Below are 22,746 nucleotides of genomic sequence, written 5' to 3' on the forward strand. Positions count from 1 at the left end.
TTTAGAGACTTGGGTTTTCCTATGGAGTTTCGGTAGTCTTGCGTGCACAGCTTAACCCCACGGTCCAAACCTAAACCCGAGCGCCGATAACGATGCGGAGGGATGATCCTGCCCCCGTTTCACTCCCGCTTATGCTGTCGTCGGCGGTTCGACTTGACTGCGTGCAGCACCGATTTACCGAGCCACCAGCCGTCGAGCCGCCTCGACAATTCGCTCGACATTGGGCAGAGCCGCCCGTTCCCGTGCCGGAGCAAAGGGAATCGTTTCGTTTACCGCAACCCGCGCATATTGCGGAGCCAACCCGGCTTCCAGGAGCGCGGCGGCAAGCTCGCCGGTCAAGCCAAAGTGGCAATAGTCCTCATCCACCACAAGCAGGCGTCCCGTGCGCCGGACGTCATTGACCAGCGCTTCACGGTTGAGGGGGGCCACGGTGCGCAGGTCAAGCACACTGGCGGAGATACCGTTAGTCGCGAGCGACTCAGCAGCCGCAGCGGCCCGATGAATCCCCACACCGACGCCCGCAATTGTCAGGTCGGTGCCGGTGCGACGGAAGGCCACTTGGCCGATCTCTATCGCGTCCCAGTGGTCGGGCACCTCCCCCTCACGCCCCTCGGCGGGGATATCATAGGAAACCGTGGTGCGCCCACCGGAGCCCAGGTATTCAAGCCAGTCCTCAGCCAGCAACTGATGCTCAAGAAAAATGACGGGGCCTTCGTCGGCGAGTGCAGCCATAAGCAACCCACCCGCATCCGCCGGTGTTGACGGCACAACCACCTTGAGTCCAGGAATGTGGGCCAACCACCCCCACAGCGCTTGGGAATGCTGACCTCCATCGCCGTAACCACCGCCACAACCGGCTCGGACGACCAACGGTACCTGCCACTGACCGCCCGAGAAGGCGTCGATCTTGGCCGCGTGATTGATGATGGCATCCGTCGCTACCGCGAGGAAATCGATCATGATCAACTCGACCACCGGTCGCAGACCCGCCATCGCCGCTGCCACCCCCGCCCCCAAAAACGCCGACTCGCTGATTGGGGTGGGGCGCACACGGCGTTCGCCAAACCGAGCGTAGAGGTTCATTCGAAGCGCGTGCACGTCCTCACCAAACACCACCACCCGTTCATCGGCGGCCATCGCCTGGGCCAGCGCGTCTTCGATGGCTTGCGCATAGGTCATCCGCCTCATACCCCGCCCTCCTCGTTCGCTGCCCCCAAGGCGTTCAGTGCTTCCTCGACCGCTCCAGAAACCAAGCGGTTCACCTCCTGCTCCAGGGATTCCAACGTAGCAGACGGGATAGCGAGACGTTTACGGAGCTGAAGTACCGGATCCCGGGCGGTTCCCAGTTGAGAGCGTGCAACGCGGCGGAACATGGACGCCAGCCTGCCAAAACTGGCCGCGCGCTGCGCTATCGATGAGCCCTGGCCGCTGGTCGCCGCCGAAGCCAGCGGACCAATCCGTGGCCGAAGTTCGGCAACGGGGCGACGTGCAATACGAATCAGCGGATCGCCCAGGAAGTGCCCCTCCGGCCGAACGCAGGTTGCCCGCAAGAATCCTGGGCCACGCCCACCACGGGCCCGATCAATGAGATCCGCCGCAGCCAACCAGACCGACTGCACATCCGCACCATCCACCGTCGCCCACGGGAGTCCAAATCCCCGTGCCCTCTCCTCAAGGCTGCCTCCCGTGACGGAGGCGGATGGCGTAGTGATAGCCATACCGTTGTCACGGCAGACGAACAGCACGGGGAGTTCCCAGGCGGCAGCGAGATTCAACGACTCCAGCAACATGCCCTGGTTCATTGCCGCTTCGCCAAAAAACGCCACCGCCAACTTTCCGGGCCGAAGCTGCTGGGCCGCCAGGGCAAAACCGCAACTGGCGGGGCCGGAGGCTCCCACGATACCGGATGAGGCGGCCAGGTGGGCCTTGGAATAAAGATGCATATGCCCCCCCATCCCACGGCAAAGACCATCGGCAGCGCCCAGGCATTCCTTGAGGATGGCGGTCAAATCAACGCCCCGCAACACCATTCCCGCTGTGCCGCGATGGTCGAGAGCAACGGCGTCGCCGTCTTCAAGGTGGTCGAGCACACCGGCGTTGATACCTTCCTCGCCGATGCCAAGATGCATTTCACCAGAGATACGGCCATCATGCCAAAGGTCGGCGATGGCCTCTTCCACCCGCCGGCAGGTCAACATCTTACGGTAGAGTGCGATGAAGTCCGGTTCCATGCTCGTTTCCCTTAACACTGACGGCCAAGCGGAGGCTGAACCAGGACTATCTTCTGAAGCGGACAAGGCATGCGGTGGCGCAGGCCATACCCTTACGATCTGCTGAAGGAGGACCTGATTCTCTCTAGAAAGTGTAGTTCATCATCGCTGAAGCCCCGATCTTCGACGCCATTTCCATCGGACGTTCCCCACTCTCGTGGACACGCCTAGCCTATGATTACAGCATAGGAGGACGGCGGCGCGGGTCGCAAAGCGGACATTCGAGTAGGACGATTGACGCCTCGCATCAGCGGCAGACAGACGGCGTAGCCGGCTGGCTGTCCTTCTGCATGCGCTTGTTATGAGCAACTACCAAAGTAATCTAATACCTCCAATTAAAGACAAAAACACAATTACCCACATAACTATTGGCCCTGATGCCCCTTCGAATTTAAAGCCTAAACCTTCGAATTTAATTGGGCCTGAAACATTCTCTAAAATACTAACGATTACAAACGCTACAATTATTGAACCGGGAACGCCAACAGCCGCGGCGAGATGTTCATACATTATGTCGATAAACCGGGCGTCATAACTGAACCCCCAAATAAGCCAAAACAAGTAAACTGCCGCAAGTAGCACGGCTCCAACTATTGCAAGCCATTTCACCGTTTCTTTGGCAAGGTCTTTATCTCGCATCGCTGCAATGTCTTCCTCTTCAATTATCAACAGTAATCATAACGCCGCTCAGCACGCGCAGCTATGGACTGGAGGCGGGATAGATCCCTTAATGGTCAGCGGCTTGAATCAACGACGCTGTTTAATCGTTCTCCACGCTGAATATACAGCGGCCACTCGGACTCCCGGAGTAATGAAACCAAACCCCTTGGCGTCGTTCCAGGCACTTTGTAACCCTTTCTGATTCAATGCACTTCCCCCTGCAGAGGGTTATACCGGGCCGGCGTCAGTAGTCGCCTGGTTACAACTGGCCAAACAGGGTTTCCACGCTACCGTATGACGTCCCGCAGGGACCGCTCAATCTGACCACCACAATAGGCCTTACCCAACTCCTTTCGCTGATCCTCGAGAAAAGGCCTTATCGACGGACGGTCTTCCACTCGCTGGCAGAGACCCGCCACGCGGGGGGCGTTGTGTTCCAGATCTGCGGCGAGTTCCGGAAAGCTGTGGACGAGGGTGCCAAACAATGCAGCAGTTGCGATATCGGCCACCGAGAGCCTGGAGCCCAGCAGATAGCCCGCGTTCGGCTTGAGGAGGTGCGCCTGGCCGGTCTTTTCGAAAATGGCCATCCAGTCGGCCAGGCGATGGGTCCGGAATTCGGCCCATGAATCCTGATCCCACATCACTGTGCCATTGTTGTTGGTGATTTCCATGAGAATATCATTGCAGTCCAGAATCACCTTAAGAGCGAGGGTGTGTTGCTCCGGCTCGTCGGGAAGAAAATGGTAGGCCTTCGCCAGATGCATGAGAATCGCCGGCATCTGGGCGAACCAGACCTGGGCCCTGCAGTCGTAAAGATAGGGTGGTGCCATCCCGGGGTACTGAATGTTCAGGTTTTTATCAGGGTAGACCTCGCTGGCATCCAGCTTGCGGTAATCCGCCCCAACCTCCTCCAGAAAAAGTTGAATAAAATTACCGCGAAAGGGCAGGCCCCAGTAATAGAGTTCGTAGTCCTGCATTGTGACTCTCCCCCACTGACAGTTGAGAAGATAACTGTTGTCTGGAAGTGTAGCGCACAGGAAAAGACCCGATCCGAAAGCCAGGTCTATTCAACTCAATGCCGCTGGTTTAGCAACCTGGTTTCAAAAGCCGACAATGTTAGGGAAAACCGGAACTGAAAATAGATCTGTCCCGGTTTTCGCAGAAACGGGCCAGCCCCCCGTTTGGGCTAACGAGATATCAGCTTTTTCTTCTCTTCGAATTCTTGTTGATCGATTTCCCCGCGTGCAAATCGTTCATTCAGAATGTCCAGTGACGTTTTATCAGACGGATGCCGGTGACCGCTCCCGCTGTGGGTCGCACGGATAGCGTAAACAATTGCGAAAATAATCCCACCCCAGAAGAGGATCATCATCAGCAAGCCAAAAAACATGTGACCCCAGCCCCAACCATAATGCCAATGGCCAAACTGGTCAGAAGTCGCTGCTGCCTGCGACTGGAACGATACCAATGTCAGGCCTGCCGAAATTAGCGCTGTTTTGATCGTATCTAACATTTTCTACCTCCTTTAAAAAACGCTATAGGCTCACTTGCGGAAGAATTGCCTCTACCGGAGCAACACTTTAAAACCACTATACAGGACGTCCTCAGCCAACGTCCGTCAAAGTCTGGACTTACCTGCGCGACCAAAGGAACTGCTAAAAGTTATGGATATGGAACATCAGCGGCTGCCCCAGAACGGGTCGAGGGTCTTGTGTCAATTGGCGGCGCCGCGAGGGGCAAGGAAGAGGGCGGCATTTACGCACTCTTTCAAGGTCCGCAGTTTTGTTGACTTCATTGATGGATTTTTTGGCGATCCCCCGTACTGGGACAGGTTGGAGTAACGACCGATTGCCACAGCGGTCACGCACTTTATTCAACTAAAGTCATACTTAAAATGACCCGAAAAAGCACACACTGCCCCTTTAAATGACGCTCTTCGACCCAGAATGAGTGCACGTCGGAGGGCTGATTACCGTTGACTCCGTCCTGCCACAGCTATACGCGTCACTATTTGCGACGTATAGGGCATGAATCTTTTTAAAACGGCTCATATCCGGACCCAGTAAAGCCTCAGCTTCCAGCTCAATGTTATCTTTTGAAATCTTCATCTGCCTGATCGTTTTTTGGCCAAGTTCCTGCATAGGCTATTTAACAATCAAAAAACAACTCGCGGACACAAGATTTTTTTGGCGGATCAGAATGAACGCTTCCGTAATGCCAATCTGGGAAGCGATTGGCAGAACACGACAACACACTCACTTCTCCAGGCTGACCGGTGATGCTCAGGCCAATGCCGCCGCATTCAGTGCTTTCGGCGAGGTCGTTCTTTACCAGGGCGATCTGGTCATCGGGAAAAAACCCGGGCAAGAACTGTATTTCGTTTACGTAGATGGAGTGGAATACCTCTCAGACCTGGAGTCGTGCGAGAACGCCCTTTTCGGACATGCCGAGTCCTATGGCACGCTGCCAGAGATGTACAGGCCGACCGGCCTTCAAAGGCATGAACCTGGACCCCGAACATTCGCATTTTCGCAGGAATGGTGAACCACACGCGCGGCAATTTCAGAGCGGGGAGGCTGCTGATTGGCAGCCTTTTCTGCAGCTGGATTGCTGACGAGGTGAGCGATCCGAACCGCTATTGCCAATCTTCTTCATCCTTTCTCATTGTCTTTCGCAGCACTGATAAGATCTTTGACCAGCAGCAAAACTTGCCATGCACGAATTTGCGGTGTTCTATGAGCTGTTCCTGGTGGTTAACTGGTGGTTCTACCAAATAAATAATGCTTACATAAAGAACCCGTAATGCGGGCATAACGAGGAATAAAGTCAGCCTCCGGAGCCATTCATGTCCTTCGATGACATCTTCGACGCCAGCTTTGACCGGATCCGGTCTTCCCACGCTCAGGGTCTTGAATTTTTCGAGGCTTTCTACCAGCGCTTTCTGATCTCTTCTGCGGAAGTTCGTTGGCTTTTCCGGAACACGGATATGGTCGCGCAGAGAAGCATGCTGAAAAAATCCTTCTATAGCCTGATTTCGTTTTACGCCAGCGGCTCTGTAGATGATGTCCTGCACAGAACCGCGTATCTGCACAGCGCCAGTCAACTCGATATCAAACCTCATCTCTACGACTTGTGGCTGGAGTGCCTGATCGAAACCGTCTCGGACTTCGACCCTTATTTTGATGATGATGTCGAACTGGCCTGGCGGCTCATCCTTAGCCCCGGCATTACCTACATGAAGTTCGGCTATAACCACTTCTGACAGGGATTCCCCATGGTATTGAACCCCCTGGTATCGGCATAGGCTCTGCTACGTAGGTTTCGACTTACAGAAACCTACTCTGACTTCCCTACATATCTTTTCGTTTTCTTGATGAACAAAATCGGGACAGATCTATTTTTCAGATGCCGGCCTCCCTGGCTTACGATTTTCAACCCTGATACCGATACGGTTTTCGATTTCATCCACGAACTTGCTGCCACCAGTCAGCTTGTTGCTAATAATCACCGCCTGAATCAAGTCATCTGACGGATCAGCCTCTTCCTGCTCAACAAACTGACGATAGGCGTCAGTATCAATCGGGCTAATCTTGTAGCGTCCTTCCCAGAGCGAACCACTCCGTTTTTCGAGGGCATTCACAAAACGGGTCTGCAGACCAGCCAGACGCTTCATCAGTTGAGGAATTGCGGTCAGGTTTAGGGCACCCGAGACACTCCGAAAATAAATCTGTCCCTGTTTTCCAAAGGCAAGACCTGACCCCGTTATCCCTTCGATTCGCCCGACCCTTCTGATAGGGTAGCCAACTTCTAAAGATCGCCGACCGGGAATCCTGCATGCCCTCACCCAAGCAACACCGCTGGTTTCCGCTGCTTATTTTCCTGGGCGCAGCCTTCACCTTCAGTGTCACGATGATCGGCACCACCATGCCGACGCCTCTTTACCCGATCTACCAGGACAGTTTCGGGTTTTCCGACCTGATGATCACCATCATCTTTGCCGCCTATGCCTTTGGTGTGATCGCCGCACTGATACTGACTGGGCGCTGGTCTGATCAGATAGGCCGCCGGCCTTTACTGTTTGCGGGCCTGGTTTGCTCCATCATCAGTGACCTGGTGTTCGTGCAGGCCGATGGCCTGGCGATGATCCTGACCGGCCGGGTGCTGTCGGGGCTGTCCGCAGGGATCTTTACCGGCACGGCCACGGTGGCAGTCATTGAACTGGCCCCGCCCCACTGGCGGGAGAAGGCCACTTTCTTTGCCACGGCGGCAAACATGGGCGGGCTGGGCCTGGGGCCGATGTTAGCTGGCGCTCTTTCCCAGTACCTACCCTGGCCACTGCACCTGACCTTTCTGGTGCACATTGTCATGGCGGTGCTGGCCGTGTGCTGCATCTGGGCAGCGCCTGAGACCGTCTCGAAACCCGCTCGCCCAAAACTGTCTATCCAGCGACTGAACGTGCCGGCGGAAGTCCGCGGTGTATTTATTCCCGCCGCTATTGCAGGTTTCGCCGGCTTCGCCATGTGCGGCTTCTTCACATCCATCGCCCCGGCGATGATGGGCAAGGTGCTGGGCTACGACAATCGGTTGTTGATCGGCGTTGTGGCCGGCAGCATCTTCATCGCCTCAACCCTGGGCCAGTTCCTGCAGGGCACACTGCCGCTCAGGCTGCGCCTGCCTCTGGGCTGCGCATCCCTGATGCTCGGGGTGATTCCGATAGCGCTAGGCATATACACCCAGTCCCTCGCGCTGTTCATCGGCGGTGCTGTGATTGCCGGTATCGGCCAGGGCATCTCATTCCGCGCCGGCATGGGCGCCATCGCTGCGGCCAGCCCTGCAGGGGAGAAGGCAGCGGTGACGTCCACGTTCTTTGTCGTGGCCTATATCGCTATCTCGGTGCCGGTGATCGGCCTGGGATTGATGGCGAGCATCACCAGCCTGAAGACGACCGGGATCACTTTCGCCGCTGTGATGGGGTCACTGGCGGCGCTGGCTTTGGTACTGCTGATTCGGCGGGAACGGGCAGGGGGAAAATAGATCTGTCCCGGTTTTCGTGTCATCGCCTTCCTGCCAGGACGGGAATTTGATCATGGTCTGCAGGAACACTGGATGTTCCAGCCAATCCCTCAGCCATTTCTGTAAATTCGGATAGGGCAGACTGTAAAACACCTCCCGATCGACATGGGCGAACTGGCGTACAAAGGGCATGATGCCAATATCAGCGATGCCTATGTTGCTCCCCAGGAGATATCGGTTCCTGGCTAACAGGTTTTCCAACGCCTGCAAAAACACCTCACCCTTTTGCTGGTAATCCAACTGGGAGAGTTCTGGATGGCGATCCGCGTATTTATAACGATCCAGCCAGTGTTTGAATTCGTTATCGTTGCGGTCGATCAGGGCATTAGCGCTTACTAAATCCGTGTTCAACAAACCCTTCGGATCACTCTGCCGCAACGCCCATTCGACGATTTCCCTGCTTTCCTCAATAACGAGCCTCTCGGAACGATCGCCTCCTGCCAGCTCCAGAACAGGAACCGTGCCTTTGGGACTGACCGCCAGCATCTGTGCCGGCTTGTTTTTTAGCACGACCTCCCGCAGCTCCACCGTCAGTCCGGCAAACAAGATCCCGAGCCGAGCGCGCATAGCGTACGGACAACGACGGAAAGAATATAAACGCGGCAGCGGAAAGGTAATGGCGTGGCTCCTGGCTGAATAAACGAAGCTGATCATGGGGAAAACCGAGCACAATCTCCCTGGCCTGTCTTGGCATCAGCTTCTCCTTGCTTTTCAAACACAGAATCCTTTCTGCGCTGGACGCCGATCTTAACCGAAGCACGGTGATCGTGGAAACATTCGACGCCGCCCCCTGCGATGCGCTCCAATAGCCCATTCACCAACAACCCGAGCCGAGCCCTATGGCAAAAATCAAAAAGCAGCAACCGTCACCGCAAACCCAGGACGAAGCCTTGGCCATGGCAAAGGCGACTCAGCGGCCCCGGCAAAGCAAGGAGCAGACAAAAATGATCGCGCAGGGTATCGAGAAGGGCATTGATCAGTATAAAAAACAGCAAAAAGCGAAAGCCCGGGAAAAAGACAAACAGCGCAAAAAAGAAGAACACCAAACAGCGACCGAAAGCGCGGAACAAAATCCTGCAAAATCCGAGATCCACTATCGAACCCCATGGCTACCTTGGGCGCTGCTACTGATCACCTGGACTGGAATCGGTCTCTATATACTGGGCTTGGGCCTGGGGGGCTAAACGAATCAATGGCGGCCAGGTTCATGCTGGCGTCTTCGCGGATGGCGGTGTGCAGGCGACCGCCGGTTTCAAAAAATAGATCTGTCCCGGTTTTATGTCCGAGCTACTTCTTCTGATCCATTTTTTCCTTTAAATCTGCGAAGGGATTATGGGTTGCCGGGGCTTGATTGCTTTCTTTTCTACTGCCATAACGCACGAGATTTTCAAATTTTGAGTGCTCCTCATCGTGGCAATAAAGACACAAGAGTTCCCAATTACTGCCGTCCGGCGGATTGTTATCGTGGTTATGGTCGACATGATGCACAGTTAACTCCGATAGATTCTTGCCAGCAAACTCCCGCGCACAGCGGCCACAAATATGGGGAAAGAGTTTCAGCGCCTGCTCTCGATAGCCCGAAGCTCGCTTCGCGTTGTATTTCAGCTGTTCAGCCCGAACTTGGTCGAAAGTGGTTTTTTTATTCATAGCGAAACCTGAGTCCTTATCGTTTCCTTCCAGCCAAGTTAAAGCTGTGGCGCGCCGTGATCGCCAACGAGTGGCGTCACCACCAGCGACTGGTTAGGTCTAATTATCTTCTTTATTAAATTTTTTGTCTTTAAGGGGAAAATAGATCTATCCCGGTTTTCACAGCGACCCACTACGTTTCTCGAGGGCATTCACAAGGCGAGTCTGCCGACCAGCCAGACGCTTCATCAACTGAGGAATTGCGGTCAAGGTATCGTTAGTACTCAAAGTCACGGCGTTCGACGAACACCGCTTGCCGGTTATGGCCGCGCTGAACAATATGGTGGGAAAAACCGGGCACAATCACCCTAGCCTGTCTTGGCATCAGCTTCTCCTTGCATTTGAAACACAGAATCCTTTCTGCTCTGGACGCCGATCTTAACCGAAGCACGGTGAGGGTTGGTAGTGACTCACGTTAGCTCTAAGCCATCAGTGAAGCCGATAAAATAAATCTGTCCCGGTTTTCTATCAGTGACCTGGTGTTCTGGCAGGCCGATGGCCTGGCGATGATCCTGACCGGCCGGGTGCTGTCGGGGCTGTCCGCAGGGATCTTTACCGGCACGGCCACGGTGGCCGTCATTGAACTGGCCCCGCCCCACTGGCGGGAGAAGGCAGCGGTGACGTCCACGTTCTTTGTCGTGGCCTATATCGCTATCTCGGTGCCGGTGATCGGCCTGGGATTGATGGCGAGCATCACCAGCCTGAAGACGACCGGGATCACTTTCGCCGCTGTGATGGGGTCACTGGCGGCGCTGGCTTTGGTACTGCTGATTCGGCGGGAACGGGCAGGGGAAAATAGATCTGTCCCGGATTACAGGTGAGTCCGGGACGGGTGCCCCCGCCCCGGACTGGCCCTCAGACCCGCTCAAGGGTTACCGGAACCGGCCGGCATACAGTGTTGCAGACCGGAGAGTGGTCCCTGGCAAACGATAAGAGATCATCCAGCTCCTCGTCGCTGCAGTCAGCCTCAATGTCCATGAGGATACGAATGTTCTCGTAGCCGGCTACAGCCTCGTCATTTAGCGCCAGCAGTCCTTCCAGGTTGATATTGCCCGACAGTCTGGTTGACAGTTTTCGGATGGTGATGCCCCGTGCAGTGGCATGCAGGACCGTGGTGGTGGTAACACAGCCGGCCAGAGCATGCAGGAGAAATTCCACCGGGTTGGCACCTTCGTTATTGCCCAGCAGGACCGGGGGCTCACCATTGGTGAAGACGAAGTCTTCGTGACGGGATTCGTCTTCAGCGCCGGCTCCGTAGAATCCGCGGATGGCAGAGCGATTTTCACCTCCGTCCACCCATTCGTTTCTTGCCCGGAATTCGAACTGCGCGAGGCCCGGGTCGTTTTTCAGCGCTTCAACGGTCTGGCCCATCTGGATCAGATCAAGGCCATTACGGGTCTTAATATTTACTTGTGTGTTCATCTTTCTCACCTTGCTTCGTCGTCTAAAGGGACCCGGCGGACCGGGAGGCGCACTTTGTGGCGTCTGGGTATAAAGTAAGGAATAACTGCTCACTGGGTCAGATGGAGTTCTGACAAAAAGGAGGCATTTGTGCCACCAATTGCAGGGAGGATGGAACATGGGCCAACAGCAAAAAAACGTTCTGATTCTGGCTCTGCCCGAAACGGCAGGTTCGGCGCTGTATGGGATGGTGGATGTGCTTATGGCGACGGGCAATATCTGGCAGTCCCTGGTGGGGGATCCGATTCCATATCAACCGTTTGATGTGCAGATTGTTTCCGTCGACTCGGCGCCATTTCATTGTGGCCATGGCATTCCCGTTGAGCCGGCGTACGCCATTGCGGATGACCCTGCCGCTGATATCCTGATCCTCCCCGAGATCTGGCTGGGTCCCCAAGAAGAGATCGGAGGCCGCTATGAAGCGCTTATGGACTGGATTAAGCTCAGATTCCGTTCGGGTACAACGATCTATTCCGCCTGTTCCGGATCGGTGTTACTGGCAGAGAGTGGTTTGCTGGACAACTGCAACGCAACGTCTCACTGGGGTTATCAGGAGCTTTTTCGAACGCACTATCCCAGGGTGCATTTCCGGCCGGAGACCAACCTTGTTTATGCCCACCCCGATGGCCGGTTGGTGACGGCGGGCGGAACGACATCGTGGCATGACCTGGCACTGCATATCATTGCCCGATACGTGGGTATCGGTGAAGCGCTTCGCATTGCAAAAGTGTACCTGCTGAAATGGCACGGAGAAGGCCAGCTGCCGTTCACAGGACTGGTCCGGCAAACACACCATGCCGACTCGGCTGTGCGCAAATGTGAGGAATGGCTCAAGATGCATTGGCGGGATCCCCGGGCCATTGCCCTGCTGGTAGAGTCCTCCCCTCTGCCAGAGAGAACACTCAAGCGGCGGTTCAAGGCTGCCACTGGTTCCTCAATGATTGAGTACCTTCAGAACCTTCGCATTGAAGCGGCCAAGCGCGCACTGGAACATGGCAGATTGTCAGTGGAGGAGGTAAGCCTGGAGGCCGGCTACGAGGATGTATCCTTTTTTCGCCGGTTATTCAGGCGCCTGACGGGCCTTACACCTGGCGAGTACCGGCGTCTGTTTCGACCTCTTGTTGAAGAATTGGAGGATCTTTCCGAGGCGTAGGCATAGATCGGAGAAAATAAATCTGTCCCGGTTTTCGAACGAAAGTATGTAATTATAATCAGCGGAGAAGCTGGCTACAGGAGAGGAAAACCGACTGCCCCTCGGACCCAACGGAGGGAATTCAAACTGCAATCAGGTGACATTGGCGATGAGTGAGACAACCGAGAATAAAACAGCATCAGCGCCGCCACCCGCAAAGAAGGGCTTCAGTGGCTTGCATGTCTTTGGCATTGTCCTGCTCACTATCATTGCCACCGTCGGCGTCGGTTACTGGTGGTTAAGCCACTATGTGTTTCCTGAGAACTTCGAACCCGTAACCCTGAATGCCAGTGAACAGGATTCACTCAACAACAAACTGAATACTCTGGGCATTGATACCCAAGGCGGCGAATCCGGCCGCCCGTTGCAGCCGGTACCCTACAGTGAGGAAGGCGCCAGCCGGGAAGTACGCTTTAGCGAGCGGGAGCTCAACGGAATGCTGGCCAATAACACTGATCTGGCTCAGAGACTCGCAGTCGACCTTTCGGACGACCTGCTGAGCGCCCTCCTTCTGGTGCCTCTTGACGAGGACTTCCCTGTACTCGGCGGCAGAACCCTAAGAGTCAATGCCGGTGTGGAACTCTCCTTTGCCAACGGTCGCCCCCTGGTTAAGTTAAGGGGCGTCAGCCTCATGGGCGTACCCATTCCGAATGCCTGGCTGGGTAACCTCAAGAATGTGGACCTGGTTAACGAGTTCGGCGCCAACCAGGGATTCTGGCAATCCTTTGCAGCGGGCGTGGATTATATCCAGGTTGAGGATGGCCGGTTGATCGTCCGGCTCAAGGAATAGCGCTGGGCCATCAGAGAAGCCGAGAAAATAGATCTGTCCCGGTTTCCCGCTAGGAAGACCGCATCTTCAGAGTTTCCGGACGGAACAGTGCCGTACCCAACACCAGAACAAACGCTGACAGCACAAACACCTTATTCACAAACCAGTTCGTGCGCCAGATGGACCATTCCGGCTCCGCCAGGAACCAGATGAACAAAGTGGTGATGATCAGAATCTCAACCACAGACATGCCAATAGCCAGCATCCGCGCATACCACGGCCTCGCCAACAGCGCCCAGGCCAGCCAGAGGTGTGCAACCGGCCACAGGTCCCAGTAAATATAAGTGGCCCACGCCTCATTGGTGGCCAGCGCAAAGACGATCGGAAACAGGTATTTGATAAAGACAGTCCAGGCCACGAGGATCACGAACAGATGTGCGAGAAACCTGGTCCAGGGGCTCCGAACATTTTCACTAGGTGATGTCATTACGGCACTCCTGTCGGCGAGTAGGCAAAACCGGGACACATCTATTTTTCAGACCTGGCGCTAAGTCAAAAGCCCATAAGGCCGCTCCAGCGCCGAACGAACATCGCCGATGGAGAACACCCTGGCGAATTCCGCGAATCGCTGCCCATCAAACCACAGCTGAACAACCGGCAGAGAAAAAATACCGCGAGCCGCACATAATGGGCCGGCGGCTTCCTGGCAATCAATGTAAGCAGTGATCAATTTCGGGAATTCCTCGTTGGCAAGCTTCTCCAGCCGGGGCTTGATGGCCTGACAGACGCCGCAACTTGCGCCCCCATACAGGAGCAGCACCGCAGGGCTGGACTGGAGCAATTCCGATAAGGCCTCTTCAGAGAATATGTTTTGCACAGTTAACTCCCGAGAAGCATGACCGGCTCAATATCCAGAGCCTGCCGGGCAAACTCGGCATCCGGCCACATCAGCAGCCAGCCAAGAACCGCAAGATTGAGAATCACATTGAACCAGAAAGCCACCTGAAACGACGTTTTGCGGGTTTTGTGGCGAAAGAATTGCTGGCCCACCAGAGCCCCCGGCCAGCCACACAGAAGTTCAAACAGATGCAACCGTCCCTCAGGTACCCGTCGGTTGCCGCTCTCGGCGGCTCCTTTGTCGACCGCGTACATCAAGAAAGTAACCAGGCTCATCACCCCATAAGCGACCGGCAAAAGCAGCGGCACGTAACCCTGAAGATACAACACAGAGACCGCCCCTCCGACCGCGGCTGCAATCAACAGAGAGACCCAGGCACCAGTCGCTGCCGCTGCCGCTGCCGCTGCGCGGTGCCGTGCAACGCCGGCGTACTGGAAACTGGCAGCCCTTAACCGGCCTTTCTCGTCTTTTGTCTGCGCGTAAACCACCTTGCAACTGGCTGAAGGCCTGCCCCGCCCCTGATAGGCGCTGATATGGGCAAACAGACGCTCACCTCCGTTTTCCGGGGTGATGAAACCGAAGCCCTTGGCATCGTTCCATGAGGTGAGTGAGCCTTTTTGATTCACCTGATGATTCCTTGAATAGTCATTTTTGTGGCTGGCAGAAAGAGCCCAGAGACCTGAAACGAAATCCAGCCCGGCTTCCCCATGCGATTTCACGAGATTTTACTCCGGTTACCCCTTCAGTTCATAGCAAGCTCATCAACGCCCAGCTACCATGTCGCGCCGCCATGAGCTCCGGCTTATCGGCAGGAAATACCCAAAATAATCAGATAAATAAGAAGGAATCTACTGTGCGAAACGCAAAGATCCTGGCAGTACTGGCAGCGCTGATCTACCTCACCGGCTGCGCGTCCGGCGCCAAGATGGGCAACATGGTGTATGAGGGGCCAGTGAAGGCCTACGACACAACCCTGGAAAACAATGTGGATGTCACCAACGTCTCGGGCGGCGAGGAAACCAACCCTGCTTGGACCTCCGAGATCGACAACGACGCCTTCGCAGGCGCCCTGAAACAAACCCTGCAGAAACAGGGCCTGCTTTCCGGCTCCGGCCGCTATCAGCTCGAAGCTCTCCTGCTTGAGGTGGACCAACCCATGTTTGGGCTGAACTTCGAAGTGACCACCCAAGTGAAATACATCCTGACTGACCGCGATAACAACGGAGCGGTAGTCATGAACGAAACGATTGTCGCCCCCTATACCGCCACAGTTGGCGATGCCTTTGCCGCCATCAAGCGTCTGAGACTGGCCAACGAAGGATCCGGAAAAGCGAATATCCAGGGCCTGGTTGAGAAACTCTCCGAACTACGAATCCAGCCCGGCGACATCTCCCTGGCGCAATAACTTTCCTGGAATTCAACCCTATTACAAGGAAGCATCATGAAGTATCCGCTCCTACTCACATTGGCCGCCATCGCGTTTCTGTCTACCGGTTGCGCATCGGTGGTATCCGGAACCGACCAGAAACTCACCTTCAACAGCGAGCCTGAAGAAGCCACCGTTACTGTTTCCGGCCGTGTGCTCGGTAAAACGCCGCTGACTGTGCCGGTAGACCGGGGCTCCAACCAATCCATTACCTTTGAAAAGGAGGGCTACAAGACCTACACCGCTCAGCTTTCCACCACAACCAACCCGTGGTTCTTCGGTAACATCGTGCTTGGCGGGCTGGTGGGCTCCACTACCGATGGCGTCTCCGGTGCCATTCACGAGTTTTCCCCGGACCAGTACTTCGTCACCCTGAAGCCTGACACACCAACGGGACTCTCAACCTCCAGGCCGCGACAGATTAAGGAAATCATCATCGCGTTCAGCGGAGAATTTCGCCACGAGCTGGCAAGCGGCGGTGGTGAAAAGGTGGACACCATCGTGCAACTGCTGGATATCGACGCCTTGGAGAAAGACACCACCATCCGGGCACTGAACCAGCTTGCGCTGGCGAACGAGAACGACCTTGAGCTGGCTAAAACGATTATTGAGGTTTACGACGTTCAGTAACGATCCACTCTCGAAACCGGGGCAGATCTATTTTTCAGCTGCCGGTCTCCCCGGCTTGCGAGTTTCAATTCTGATACCGATACGGCTCTCAATTTCATCCACGAACTTGTTACCGCAGGTCAGCTTGTTGCTATTGATCGCCGCACGAATCAATTCATCTGAAGGCGAATCATTTTCCCGCTCAACAAACTGCCGATAGGACTCAACCCTCGTCTGATGACTGCCTGGACGAGCCCGAAAGGTGTCGGGCTCGTCCAGGCATTGGCAATGTGACACCCCCTACCCGCGCAGAATAGCTCGACCACTCATACAACCCAGGTTTATCCACCATCCCTGCTTTAACAGGATTGAGTTCCACATAACGACAGCAAGCCAACAGGTAGGCATCAGTATCAATCGGGCTAATCTTGTAGCGCCCTTCCCAGAGAGAACCACTGCGTTTTTCGAGGGCATTTACAAAGCGTGTTTGACGACCAGCCAGACGCTTCATCAATTGAGGAATTGCGGTCAGATTGTCGTTTGCCTGAACGACCAGGTGAACATGGTTCGTCATCAGGCAATAGCTGAACACATCCAGCTCATAGATCCGCTTCCATTCCTGAAGGTTTGCGAGGTAGTACTCAAATTCACGGCGCTCGACAAACACCGGTTGGCGGTTACGGCCGCGTTGGAAAACATGGTGGGAAAAACCGGGCACAATCACCCTGGCCTGTCGTGGCGTCAGATTCTCCTTGCTTTTGAAGCACAGAATCCGTTCTGTGCATTGAAGGTCGATGTTAACCGAACTACAAAGCCGGTTAGATAGGGGCTAAAATTGGCCTCGAGGCACTGGAGAAGCCGGAAAAATAAATCTGTCCCGGTTTTCCCAAGTGCGCCATTATCTTTTGAAGAACCGCATGATAACGAGCGAAAATAACTGTCTGAATTAAAATTTCCAGACAATAAACATTTTCGAATGAAGCAATTAAACTTTATTAAAAAAATCTCTCATAGAATATCAGACAAATCGAAAAATTGAATACTAAACCCTCAAACCGTTACCCGGTTCATTTTTTTCGGATAAAACACGATCTTAAACCAAACCCTTTAAATCTTATAAATCTTCTTTCAACCTGTCCAATTCGCCCTGAAGGCGCCCATTTTTATACTCTAGCTCCTTAATTCTAGCTCGGAGCTCTGACTTCACATTTGGTACGTTAAGCATTTCTGATATTTTTAACTCTTCCTTATATGGCATAATTGGATCAAATAATTGTTGATAAGCACGACCCACAGCACCGGTAAAGAGGCATAGGTCAGGCTGTCGCCCCCCAATTCTGAGAATTTGGTCCTTAGCAATCCCAGGATAAGGATCGATATAAAATATTTTCGTTATTCCAATCTGGTATGCTTTTTTTGAGCACAACTCACAAGGACTAGCGGTCGTAAATAGAACACCACCTTCCAGAGGTTGTCCTCCATATTTACTAATCTGAATAAAAGCATTTTCCTCGGCATGAAGTGCCCTTGTATGCACCTGATTTTTTTCTCCATCCAGCGAATTCTGTATGTCTTTGAAGCAAAAACTACACGGAATTCCGCTAGAAGTGGAAGAACCAACTCCACGACCATAAATTCGATCAACTAAACCACGAAATTCGGAGTTTTCTTTTTCGTACTTAGAGTATGCATCTCGATCTTCGCCTTTTTGCAAATCCTCTACATTTCTGAGATTACAAGGCGTTTGCCCCTGAGCCACATCATTCCAACCAATGGCTTTAACCGAGTAGTTAGCGTCCGCCACTGCGGCGCCAACTTGCCGAGAAATACATCCAGAGTTAACCTTTGCATCAAAAGCAAGTTGCATACACCTCTCACTTCTGGATGGAGTAACTAGACCTGGATGCATCATTAGCGCCAAATATTTTACTAACTGTTTTTTTAACTCCCTGTATCCGCTTCCGGCATCTTCTTGGTTAAAAATATGAACATCCGCCAACTGTATACATCTAGGAATATCTTGTGAAAAGAAAAATTCGTCACCTTTTAGCTTTTCCGGATTTTCTCTGAGGTCTACGGCCTTTATTTTCACATCAGTTAAGTTCAGATCTCTCCGTAATCTTGCCTTTCTATCAGAATCATGTGCTGAGATAGCCATTAAGTAAAAAGAAGAATAGCGCTCCCTAAAAAAAGATGCCTCGAATGGATTTCGAATTGCATCCAAACAGACCAATACTCTTTCTGAATTTTTGAGGCTTCGTCTTCTTAGCAGCTTAATTAATTTGTTTGCACGCTGCGCTAGTTTATATATATTATCTGGTTTAAAAACATCACTATAGGCCAGACCGGATCGCCTTATATTGTTGGCGAACGATTGATAAAGCTTAGTGAACGTTCCGGTCGAAAAAATATCGACGCTTTTGCGTATAATCTGAGTGAATTCGGGCACCTTTTTAAAGTAAAAATCATAAATAAAATCTTCATCCAGTCCACCTTCTGATTTTTCAACCATTAGCTTTGCCTGCACTCTCTCTTCATGCAGTTTATTAAAATCTTCTTCGAAACCGGCGCCTAATTTTTGCCGGATATCTACAACATCTAAACCAGCTAGCGACGACAAGAAGGCTGAAAATGAGCCAAAGTCGTTTTCGAGAACAAAAGTTGTAATCAGATCTCTAAGCTGAATATGATGGAATCGACCCCAGTTTTTATCCAAGTATTCGTAAAGAACTTTATATTTCCTATCTTCATCACTCTCAAAGTTTACTGACACCGGGCGAGGCGGGCAAAATGATTCAAACGATGAGGCAAGCAATCGGGCTGCAGTGGTGCATCCTGATCCGGTCCGCCCAGTCAAACCAACAACAATGAATTTTCTTCTCTCTTCAAAAACCTTATTTAGGGCAGACTTTGACTTACTTGCGTTACTCATAAATCTCACCAATTAATTTTTAATCCAGTCGCATTGCTTTTTGCTACCGAAGATCCTGCCCGTCGTGTTCTTAGGTTCCACCACAAACATCACTTACCGGGAAACAATGATGTAGTCGATCTGGGTGGTACCATCCTCTGTGGGCAGGATGACATTTTTGATTGATCGGGTGGTAACGGTCTTTGTCGAGGAACAGGCGAGCGGAGACGTTAACAATGAATTCGCCCAGATGGCCTGTGAACCACCGGGAACGCAGAACGGCTACCAGCAGCACGAGTGGTATGAAATACCAGAAGTGTAAAAAAGGCTGTATCAGTACTGAGGGGTCCATTGGCCGTTTTCCCTAACAATCGGTACTTCCGTAGCGTTTAGCTACCTAAGGTAGACCATCCCAGCGCTACTTGTCTGCCCCAATTACAAAAATATGTAAACTTTATGCCACAAAAAAAGCTGCAAGGCATTGCCTCGCAGCTTTCTGTTTTCCCAATGCTTTTTTGTCAGGCCTGCCCAATACTAAGTTGCTTGAGGCCCGCAATATTAGCGTTAGTCCTGCCCATCCCGCTTGTGCCGAATCAGGGCAAAGAGGCCAACGGCAGCAGCCGAACCAGCCGCCAGCAGGTACTCAATATGCACCCCATCACCGAGGGCTTCATGTCCGGCATGGCCCCAGGCTAAGCCAGAAACGAGAAGCAGGCTGGCCGTCAGAGTGAGTCGATTGCGTAGTTTCATGGATGTATCTCCGTAGTGCGTTAAACGTTCAAGATTCGTTGTCTTTAGGCAGTTTCAGCCACTTTCCCCGGCCGGCGCTCGGGCAACATGCCCCGCTCCAGAATGAAGCTGATGATCGTCTCCAGCCCTACCCCGTCATACAGGTTGGTAAACACGAACGGCCGCTCACCGCGCATTTTCTTGCTGTCCCGATCCATCACATCCAGAGAGGCGTGCACCTGTTCAGCAATGTCGATCTTGTTGATGATCAGCAGGTCGGACTTGGTGATGCCGGGTCCGCCCTTGCGGGGGATCTTGTCGCCGCCGGATTCCACCAGTGCCAGCGCCAGTTCAAAGTTGGGTGGCTGCTCTGCAGGTCGCCGATAGCGGCGGGCGAGCAACCGCCGGTTTCAAGAAATAGATATGTACCAGTTTTACTATTGATATTGCCGACTATGCTGCGGGGTTGATTGGCTATATCCCATAATGGGACTGTGCTCTGTATGGTTTCCGTACTCGTGCCTCCTGTTCGAGTAGGTGCCCTGTTAGTGCTTAGTGGTCACCAGTGACCGGGGTTCGGATCACAGTTAAAAAGTCAGACGGTCTACCGTTTAATATTTTACCCCAAGCGCTAATTCTGCAGCCGCAAAGTATTCCGTTAGCTGGGTGAAATTGTTTTCGAGCAAGAGAACGTCAGGGTGGTCCCTGATGTCGTTTAAACCCATAGATACATGGAGACGATCATCTTCGTCCATGCGGTTAGCATCGTGGTCACTGCTGCCGGGACGTCCGCGAGCAACACAGCGTGCCACTCGTACTTCGATAAAAGCATCGACGTATAGGACCAATGGACTGTGTCCGAAAAGTCGCCGAACGCAATCGATCTCTTTCATAGATCGCAGGCCGGTCAACACAACCCGCCGATGGGATGGTGCGGTACGAAACAGTTCATTGGGCACCGCACAGGGATTACCGATCAGCGTCCGCGCGGCGAACTCATCAAGGGTTTCCGCACCTTTCCCATCTCGTTCAAAAAGCATTCGCATTACGTCACTTGCTTCTACATGACACAACTTGTGCCGCGCTTCCAAATGAGCCCCGAGAACACTCTTCCCGGCACAGCGTGGTCCCACAACAATCAGCTTCACCATTCTAAGCACCGCCCTGTGTTCTGGAACGCTACTTCAGTGGCGAGGAAAGCCCCGTTGCTACGACGATTTGCAACCACAGAAGACGTGTCGTCCGAAATAAAAAAAAGGGCAGGCCCGAGGCTGCTCATTGCTACCCCCTCAGCACCTAAACTCTCAAGCGACTTACGTTCCGATTTTACTCCCGGGCCATACTCTGCCACCTCTTGCCGCTTCCACGCACATTCTTGCAGCGCGTTAATGGCAGATGTGAACGTTGAGCGGTTTGTCTCCAGAACCCCCGCTGCAACGCCGGACACAACATGGTAAAGAATTTCAGCCACATCTCCTTGCGTTAGTGGCTTAAAGTTGGCGAAGAAACTCTTCTCGGCAGACTCAGTGAGTAGAGGCAGCGCGGGGACGACAACTCCAGCGGGCCATGCAGGCATCTCAGCACGGAGCAGCGGTGTCGCGCAGCCTGGAGTCATCTCTGCCAAGCTCGATGGGCGCGCTGGCCCATTGTGGTGAGGATGCCCTAGATCTACCACGAGACCACCAACGAAATAGGTATTGATTCCGATGCCGGATGTTCCCCCACGTTTGGACAGTCTGGACAAAAGGGTTTGGTCTGGCTCCATGTCATTGGCCAGTAATAGCAGTTCTAAGCACGCCAAGCGCACTGCAGTCGTTGAGCCAAAACCCGAATGAGTCGGCATTTCACCAGAAATAACGAAGCTTAGCCGACTGTCGAGAGCCAACTCGGTCGAGGCTTCGGTTAGTACACGCTCCAGTCGGAGAAGCTCGTAATCCCTAAACCCCACTCGACGATCATCTCTTATCTTGAGTGTCGAGGAGGGAGATGCTTCTACGCGAACTGTCGGCCTATCAATAGCGAAACCGGCACCGCCGTTTCTGCGATATCCGTTAAAACCCATATCAACAAGGGTTAGGTGGATACGCGGGTACGCCAATATGCTAGGCAGGGTCTGTCGCATTCTTTTGCGCTCCTTCCTTCCATTGTCGTTCAAAAAAGCGAAAATACGATTCGAGAAATGGGCTATCGCTATCTGCATGAATTGCCGGACTGAGCCGACTCGACTCCATTGGTAATACAGGCCCAAAAATACAATTTCGGTCAGCAAGTACGTAAGTCTGCCCAGGCATGGACGACAGGTACCTGTACTCGAAATTATCGCCATACTCTTCCCTTAGCTCGCGCATTCGGGCGATGACTTTCGTCTGCTGCTCCTGCTTATCCTGCGGAAGACTCTCTAGCCCAGCAACCAGGATTCTGACCTTGACCCCCCGTTGCATTGCATCCAGAAGAAGTCGGTCGACCGGAGCAGCACCCTCTTCCGCGAAAGCGAAGTCAGACAAAAAGCTGTTAGCTGTCTTACCAAGAAAGTCAATTCTTTTCCTGGCTGAACGAATGAGTTCAGCATAGTACCGCTGCCTGTCATCCCGGTGCGGGAGTATATCTTGGAATCCCATACGCTTGAGGCGCTCAATCTCCCGATGATGAGCCATCGCGAGAAGGAACTGGATAAGTACCGCCACGAAAGTTGCAGTCAACCCTCCCATCAACGAGCCTAATTTGGTATTTGCGTCGCCCGTAAAGAACATGTATCCGACGACCATAAGCGATACTATTAGAAGGATAAGGACTATTAGCGACAGCCGTACAGACACGTATCGGTTATAGACAGATTTAAAGCTATTTGGCATTTCTGGACTCCGTTGAAAGTCGTACCGACAGCGCCTGACACTAACTGGACCGAATTCGTCCATGCTATGTATAACAGAGACTTCAGCATTGGTATGCAAAACAGCCGAACCGAAGCTCAGCCATTCCATATTTAAAACAATACCTTAATCCATGAATTGGATGAACGCACGAACTCGCCTGACTTCCGGATTAATAAGTTTTTCCGGTGG

General features: G+C 53.3%; 28 protein-coding genes and 1 pseudogene. 10 read left to right on the top strand and 19 right to left on the bottom strand.

Annotated elements, in window-relative coordinates; genetic code table 11:
• Window positions 1–174: 174 nt before the first annotated feature.
• From FDP08_RS07970 to FDP08_RS07995, 5 genes are all read right to left on the bottom strand, one after another.
• On the bottom strand, window positions 175–1,188 hold the full coding sequence (locus FDP08_RS07970; RefSeq protein WP_137435447.1) for an alpha-ketoacid dehydrogenase subunit beta: 1,014 nt from the start codon (window positions 1,186–1,188) through the stop codon (window positions 175–177).
• Complete coding sequence (locus FDP08_RS07975) at window positions 1,185–2,231, bottom strand: thiamine pyrophosphate-dependent dehydrogenase E1 component subunit alpha (protein ID WP_137435448.1); 1,047 nt, start codon at window positions 2,229–2,231, stop codon at window positions 1,185–1,187. Before FDP08_RS07975 ends, FDP08_RS07970 begins: the two co-directional genes overlap by 4 nt.
• 348 nt (window positions 2,232–2,579) lie before the next feature.
• A complete protein-coding gene (locus tag FDP08_RS07980) occupies window positions 2,580–2,939 on the bottom strand; it encodes a hypothetical protein (RefSeq protein ID WP_137435449.1) in 360 nt (119 codons plus the stop codon).
• A gap of 278 nt (window positions 2,940–3,217) precedes the next feature.
• Window positions 3,218–3,907 carry a glutathione S-transferase gene (locus tag FDP08_RS07990; RefSeq protein WP_137435450.1) on the bottom strand — a complete coding sequence of 230 codons (690 nt, stop codon included), beginning with the start codon at window positions 3,905–3,907 and terminating at the stop codon, window positions 3,218–3,220.
• A gap of 209 nt (window positions 3,908–4,116) precedes the next feature.
• Complete coding sequence (locus FDP08_RS07995; protein WP_137435451.1) at window positions 4,117–4,443, bottom strand: SHOCT domain-containing protein; 327 nt, start codon at window positions 4,441–4,443, stop codon at window positions 4,117–4,119.
• A gap of 572 nt (window positions 4,444–5,015) precedes the next feature.
• On the opposite strand from FDP08_RS07995, the gene FDP08_RS08000 reads away from it, so the two are divergent.
• Window positions 5,016–5,474, top strand: coding sequence for a hypothetical protein (locus FDP08_RS08000; RefSeq protein WP_137435452.1), 459 nt, complete (start codon window positions 5,016–5,018; stop codon window positions 5,472–5,474).
• Window positions 5,475–5,775: 301 nt separating this feature from the next.
• Window positions 5,776–6,192, top strand: a complete 417-nt coding sequence (locus FDP08_RS08005) for a globin (RefSeq protein ID WP_137435453.1) — start codon at window positions 5,776–5,778, stop codon at window positions 6,190–6,192.
• A 132-nt stretch (window positions 6,193–6,324) separates the two neighbouring features.
• On the opposite strand, the gene FDP08_RS20365 is transcribed toward FDP08_RS08005, so the two are convergent.
• Window positions 6,325–6,603 carry a hypothetical protein gene (locus tag FDP08_RS20365; RefSeq protein ID WP_206077278.1) on the bottom strand — a complete coding sequence of 93 codons (279 nt, stop codon included), beginning with the start codon at window positions 6,601–6,603 and terminating at the stop codon, window positions 6,325–6,327.
• Between the two features lie 161 nt (window positions 6,604–6,764).
• Here FDP08_RS20365 and FDP08_RS08015 point away from each other — a divergent pair, with 161 nt between their 5' ends.
• Window positions 6,765–7,964: an MFS transporter gene (locus FDP08_RS08015; protein WP_137435454.1), complete on the top strand. Its 1,200-nt coding sequence runs from the start codon at window positions 6,765–6,767 to the stop codon at window positions 7,962–7,964.
• On the opposite strand, the gene FDP08_RS08020 is transcribed toward FDP08_RS08015, so the two are convergent.
• The gene (locus tag FDP08_RS08020) at window positions 7,905–8,657 is read right to left on the bottom strand and encodes a glutathione S-transferase (RefSeq protein WP_137435455.1); all 753 of its coding nucleotides are present in this window, start codon (window positions 8,655–8,657) and stop codon (window positions 7,905–7,907) included. The genes FDP08_RS08015 and FDP08_RS08020 overlap by 60 nt on opposite strands.
• Before the next feature lie 185 nt (window positions 8,658–8,842).
• Between FDP08_RS08020 and FDP08_RS08025 the strand changes: the two genes are divergently transcribed.
• Window positions 8,843–9,187 carry a DUF2956 domain-containing protein gene (locus FDP08_RS08025; RefSeq protein WP_137435456.1) on the top strand — a complete coding sequence of 115 codons (345 nt, stop codon included), beginning with the start codon at window positions 8,843–8,845 and terminating at the stop codon, window positions 9,185–9,187.
• A 103-nt stretch (window positions 9,188–9,290) separates the two neighbouring features.
• Here the strand turns inward: FDP08_RS08025 and FDP08_RS08035 are convergent, their stop codons facing one another.
• Window positions 9,291–9,650: a YajD family HNH nuclease gene (locus tag FDP08_RS08035; RefSeq protein WP_137435457.1), complete on the bottom strand. Its 360-nt coding sequence runs from the start codon at window positions 9,648–9,650 to the stop codon at window positions 9,291–9,293.
• A gap of 506 nt (window positions 9,651–10,156) precedes the next feature.
• On the opposite strand from FDP08_RS08035, the gene FDP08_RS08045 reads away from it, so the two are divergent.
• Window positions 10,157–10,510 (top strand): sugar porter family MFS transporter, encoded by a 354-nt coding sequence (locus FDP08_RS08045; protein WP_257791957.1) that lies wholly within the window; start codon window positions 10,157–10,159, stop codon window positions 10,508–10,510.
• A gap of 34 nt (window positions 10,511–10,544) precedes the next feature.
• Here the strand turns inward: FDP08_RS08045 and FDP08_RS08050 are convergent, their stop codons facing one another.
• Entirely contained in the window at window positions 10,545–11,111 is a 567-nt protein-coding gene (locus FDP08_RS08050) for an OsmC family protein (RefSeq protein ID WP_137435458.1), read from the bottom strand.
• A 157-nt stretch (window positions 11,112–11,268) separates the two neighbouring features.
• On the opposite strand from FDP08_RS08050, the gene FDP08_RS08055 reads away from it, so the two are divergent.
• Both FDP08_RS08055 and FDP08_RS08060 read left to right on the top strand, forming a co-directional pair.
• On the top strand, window positions 11,269–12,303 hold the full coding sequence (locus tag FDP08_RS08055) for a GlxA family transcriptional regulator (RefSeq protein WP_137435459.1): 1,035 nt from the start codon (window positions 11,269–11,271) through the stop codon (window positions 12,301–12,303).
• A gap of 148 nt (window positions 12,304–12,451) precedes the next feature.
• Window positions 12,452–13,132: a flagellar basal body-associated FliL family protein gene (locus tag FDP08_RS08060; protein ID WP_137435460.1), complete on the top strand. Its 681-nt coding sequence runs from the start codon at window positions 12,452–12,454 to the stop codon at window positions 13,130–13,132.
• Window positions 13,133–13,181: 49 nt separating this feature from the next.
• On the opposite strand, the gene FDP08_RS08065 is transcribed toward FDP08_RS08060, so the two are convergent.
• From FDP08_RS08065 to FDP08_RS08075, 3 genes are read right to left on the bottom strand one after another with little or no spacing between them, the layout of a single operon-like run.
• Window positions 13,182–13,598, bottom strand: a complete 417-nt coding sequence (locus FDP08_RS08065) for a hypothetical protein (protein ID WP_137435461.1) — start codon at window positions 13,596–13,598, stop codon at window positions 13,182–13,184.
• A 60-nt stretch (window positions 13,599–13,658) separates the two neighbouring features.
• Window positions 13,659–13,988, bottom strand: coding sequence for a thioredoxin family protein (locus FDP08_RS08070; protein ID WP_137435462.1), 330 nt, complete (start codon window positions 13,986–13,988; stop codon window positions 13,659–13,661).
• A 2-nt stretch (window positions 13,989–13,990) separates the two neighbouring features.
• Window positions 13,991–14,635, bottom strand: a complete 645-nt coding sequence (locus FDP08_RS08075) for a DUF1294 domain-containing protein (RefSeq protein ID WP_137435463.1) — start codon at window positions 14,633–14,635, stop codon at window positions 13,991–13,993.
• Between the two features lie 227 nt (window positions 14,636–14,862).
• On the opposite strand from FDP08_RS08075, the gene FDP08_RS08080 reads away from it, so the two are divergent.
• A complete protein-coding gene (locus tag FDP08_RS08080; protein ID WP_137435464.1) occupies window positions 14,863–15,414 on the top strand; it encodes a hypothetical protein in 552 nt (183 codons plus the stop codon).
• Between the two features lie 36 nt (window positions 15,415–15,450).
• Window positions 15,451–16,065, top strand: a complete 615-nt coding sequence (locus FDP08_RS08085) for a PEGA domain-containing protein (RefSeq protein ID WP_137435465.1) — start codon at window positions 15,451–15,453, stop codon at window positions 16,063–16,065.
• Between the two features lie 202 nt (window positions 16,066–16,267).
• Here the strand turns inward: FDP08_RS08085 and FDP08_RS08090 are convergent, their stop codons facing one another.
• Entirely contained in the window at window positions 16,268–16,768 is a 501-nt protein-coding gene (locus tag FDP08_RS08090; RefSeq protein WP_206077279.1) for a transposase, read from the bottom strand.
• A 390-nt stretch (window positions 16,769–17,158) separates the two neighbouring features.
• Entirely contained in the window at window positions 17,159–18,976 is a 1,818-nt protein-coding gene (locus tag FDP08_RS08095) for a cytidine/deoxycytidylate deaminase family protein (RefSeq protein WP_137435466.1), read from the bottom strand.
• Between the two features lie 148 nt (window positions 18,977–19,124).
• Here FDP08_RS08095 and FDP08_RS20305 point away from each other — a divergent pair, with 148 nt between their 5' ends.
• Window positions 19,125–19,277: a hypothetical protein gene (locus tag FDP08_RS20305; protein ID WP_170978992.1), complete on the top strand. Its 153-nt coding sequence runs from the start codon at window positions 19,125–19,127 to the stop codon at window positions 19,275–19,277.
• 242 nt (window positions 19,278–19,519) lie between these two features.
• On the opposite strand, the gene FDP08_RS08105 is transcribed toward FDP08_RS20305, so the two are convergent.
• The 5 genes and pseudogenes from FDP08_RS08105 to FDP08_RS20310 all read right to left on the bottom strand — a co-directional run bounded on the left by FDP08_RS08105 (window position 19,520) and on the right by FDP08_RS20310 (window position 22,536).
• Window positions 19,520–19,705, bottom strand: coding sequence for a hypothetical protein (locus FDP08_RS08105; RefSeq protein WP_137435467.1), 186 nt, complete (start codon window positions 19,703–19,705; stop codon window positions 19,520–19,522).
• Between the two features lie 44 nt (window positions 19,706–19,749).
• Window positions 19,750–20,049: pseudogene (locus tag FDP08_RS08110) on the bottom strand (GTP-binding protein); the annotation flags it as partial.
• Between the two features lie 246 nt (window positions 20,050–20,295).
• The gene (locus tag FDP08_RS08115; RefSeq protein ID WP_137435468.1) at window positions 20,296–20,835 is read right to left on the bottom strand and encodes an ATP-binding protein; all 540 of its coding nucleotides are present in this window, start codon (window positions 20,833–20,835) and stop codon (window positions 20,296–20,298) included.
• Window positions 20,829–21,806 (bottom strand): beta-ribofuranosylaminobenzene 5'-phosphate synthase family protein, encoded by a 978-nt coding sequence (locus FDP08_RS08120; RefSeq protein ID WP_170978993.1) that lies wholly within the window; start codon window positions 21,804–21,806, stop codon window positions 20,829–20,831. The genes FDP08_RS08115 and FDP08_RS08120 overlap by 7 nt, the downstream gene beginning before the upstream one ends.
• Window positions 21,787–22,536 (bottom strand): phospholipase D-like domain-containing protein, encoded by a 750-nt coding sequence (locus FDP08_RS20310; protein WP_170978994.1) that lies wholly within the window; start codon window positions 22,534–22,536, stop codon window positions 21,787–21,789. Before FDP08_RS20310 ends, FDP08_RS08120 begins: the two co-directional genes overlap by 20 nt.
• Between the last annotated feature and the right edge of the window lie 210 nt (window positions 22,537–22,746).

This window comes from Marinobacter panjinensis (assembly GCF_005298175.1).
GTDB lineage: Bacteria > Pseudomonadota > Gammaproteobacteria > Pseudomonadales > Oleiphilaceae > Marinobacter > Marinobacter panjinensis.

Excerpts from the sequence above, each read along its gene's own strand:
- FDP08_RS08000 (WP_137435452.1), top strand. The coding sequence starts at position 5,016 with ATGTTATCTTTTGAAATCTTCATCTGCCTGATCGTTTTTTGGCCAAGT.
- FDP08_RS08055 (WP_137435459.1), top strand. The coding sequence starts at position 11,269 with ATGGGCCAACAGCAAAAAAACGTTCTGATTCTGGCTCTGCCCGAAACG.
- FDP08_RS20365 (WP_206077278.1), bottom strand. The coding sequence starts at position 6,603 with ATGAAGCGTCTGGCTGGTCTGCAGACCCGTTTTGTGAATGCCCTCGAA.
- FDP08_RS20310 (WP_170978994.1), bottom strand. The coding sequence starts at position 22,536 with ATGCCAAATAGCTTTAAATCTGTCTATAACCGATACGTGTCTGTACGG.
- FDP08_RS07975 (WP_137435448.1), bottom strand. The coding sequence starts at position 2,231 with ATGGAACCGGACTTCATCGCACTCTACCGTAAGATGTTGACCTGCCGG.
- FDP08_RS08035 (WP_137435457.1), bottom strand. The coding sequence starts at position 9,650 with ATGAATAAAAAAACCACTTTCGACCAAGTTCGGGCTGAACAGCTGAAA.
- FDP08_RS20305 (WP_170978992.1), top strand. The coding sequence starts at position 19,125 with ATGACATTTTTGATTGATCGGGTGGTAACGGTCTTTGTCGAGGAACAG.
- FDP08_RS08005 (WP_137435453.1), top strand. The coding sequence starts at position 5,776 with ATGTCCTTCGATGACATCTTCGACGCCAGCTTTGACCGGATCCGGTCT.
- FDP08_RS07995 (WP_137435451.1), bottom strand. The coding sequence starts at position 4,443 with ATGTTAGATACGATCAAAACAGCGCTAATTTCGGCAGGCCTGACATTG.
- FDP08_RS08065 (WP_137435461.1), bottom strand. The coding sequence starts at position 13,598 with ATGACATCACCTAGTGAAAATGTTCGGAGCCCCTGGACCAGGTTTCTC.
- FDP08_RS08085 (WP_137435465.1), top strand. The coding sequence starts at position 15,451 with ATGAAGTATCCGCTCCTACTCACATTGGCCGCCATCGCGTTTCTGTCT.
- FDP08_RS08115 (WP_137435468.1), bottom strand. The coding sequence starts at position 20,835 with ATGGTGAAGCTGATTGTTGTGGGACCACGCTGTGCCGGGAAGAGTGTT.
- FDP08_RS08095 (WP_137435466.1), bottom strand. The coding sequence starts at position 18,976 with ATGAGTAACGCAAGTAAGTCAAAGTCTGCCCTAAATAAGGTTTTTGAA.
- FDP08_RS08060 (WP_137435460.1), top strand. The coding sequence starts at position 12,452 with ATGAGTGAGACAACCGAGAATAAAACAGCATCAGCGCCGCCACCCGCA.
- FDP08_RS07990 (WP_137435450.1), bottom strand. The coding sequence starts at position 3,907 with ATGCAGGACTACGAACTCTATTACTGGGGCCTGCCCTTTCGCGGTAAT.
- FDP08_RS08025 (WP_137435456.1), top strand. The coding sequence starts at position 8,843 with ATGGCAAAAATCAAAAAGCAGCAACCGTCACCGCAAACCCAGGACGAA.
- FDP08_RS08105 (WP_137435467.1), bottom strand. The coding sequence starts at position 19,705 with ATGAAACTACGCAATCGACTCACTCTGACGGCCAGCCTGCTTCTCGTT.
- FDP08_RS08120 (WP_170978993.1), bottom strand. The coding sequence starts at position 21,806 with ATGCGACAGACCCTGCCTAGCATATTGGCGTACCCGCGTATCCACCTA.
- FDP08_RS08015 (WP_137435454.1), top strand. The coding sequence starts at position 6,765 with ATGCCCTCACCCAAGCAACACCGCTGGTTTCCGCTGCTTATTTTCCTG.
- FDP08_RS07970 (WP_137435447.1), bottom strand. The coding sequence starts at position 1,188 with ATGAGGCGGATGACCTATGCGCAAGCCATCGAAGACGCGCTGGCCCAG.
- FDP08_RS08020 (WP_137435455.1), bottom strand. The coding sequence starts at position 8,657 with ATGATCAGCTTCGTTTATTCAGCCAGGAGCCACGCCATTACCTTTCCG.
- FDP08_RS08050 (WP_137435458.1), bottom strand. The coding sequence starts at position 11,111 with ATGAACACACAAGTAAATATTAAGACCCGTAATGGCCTTGATCTGATC.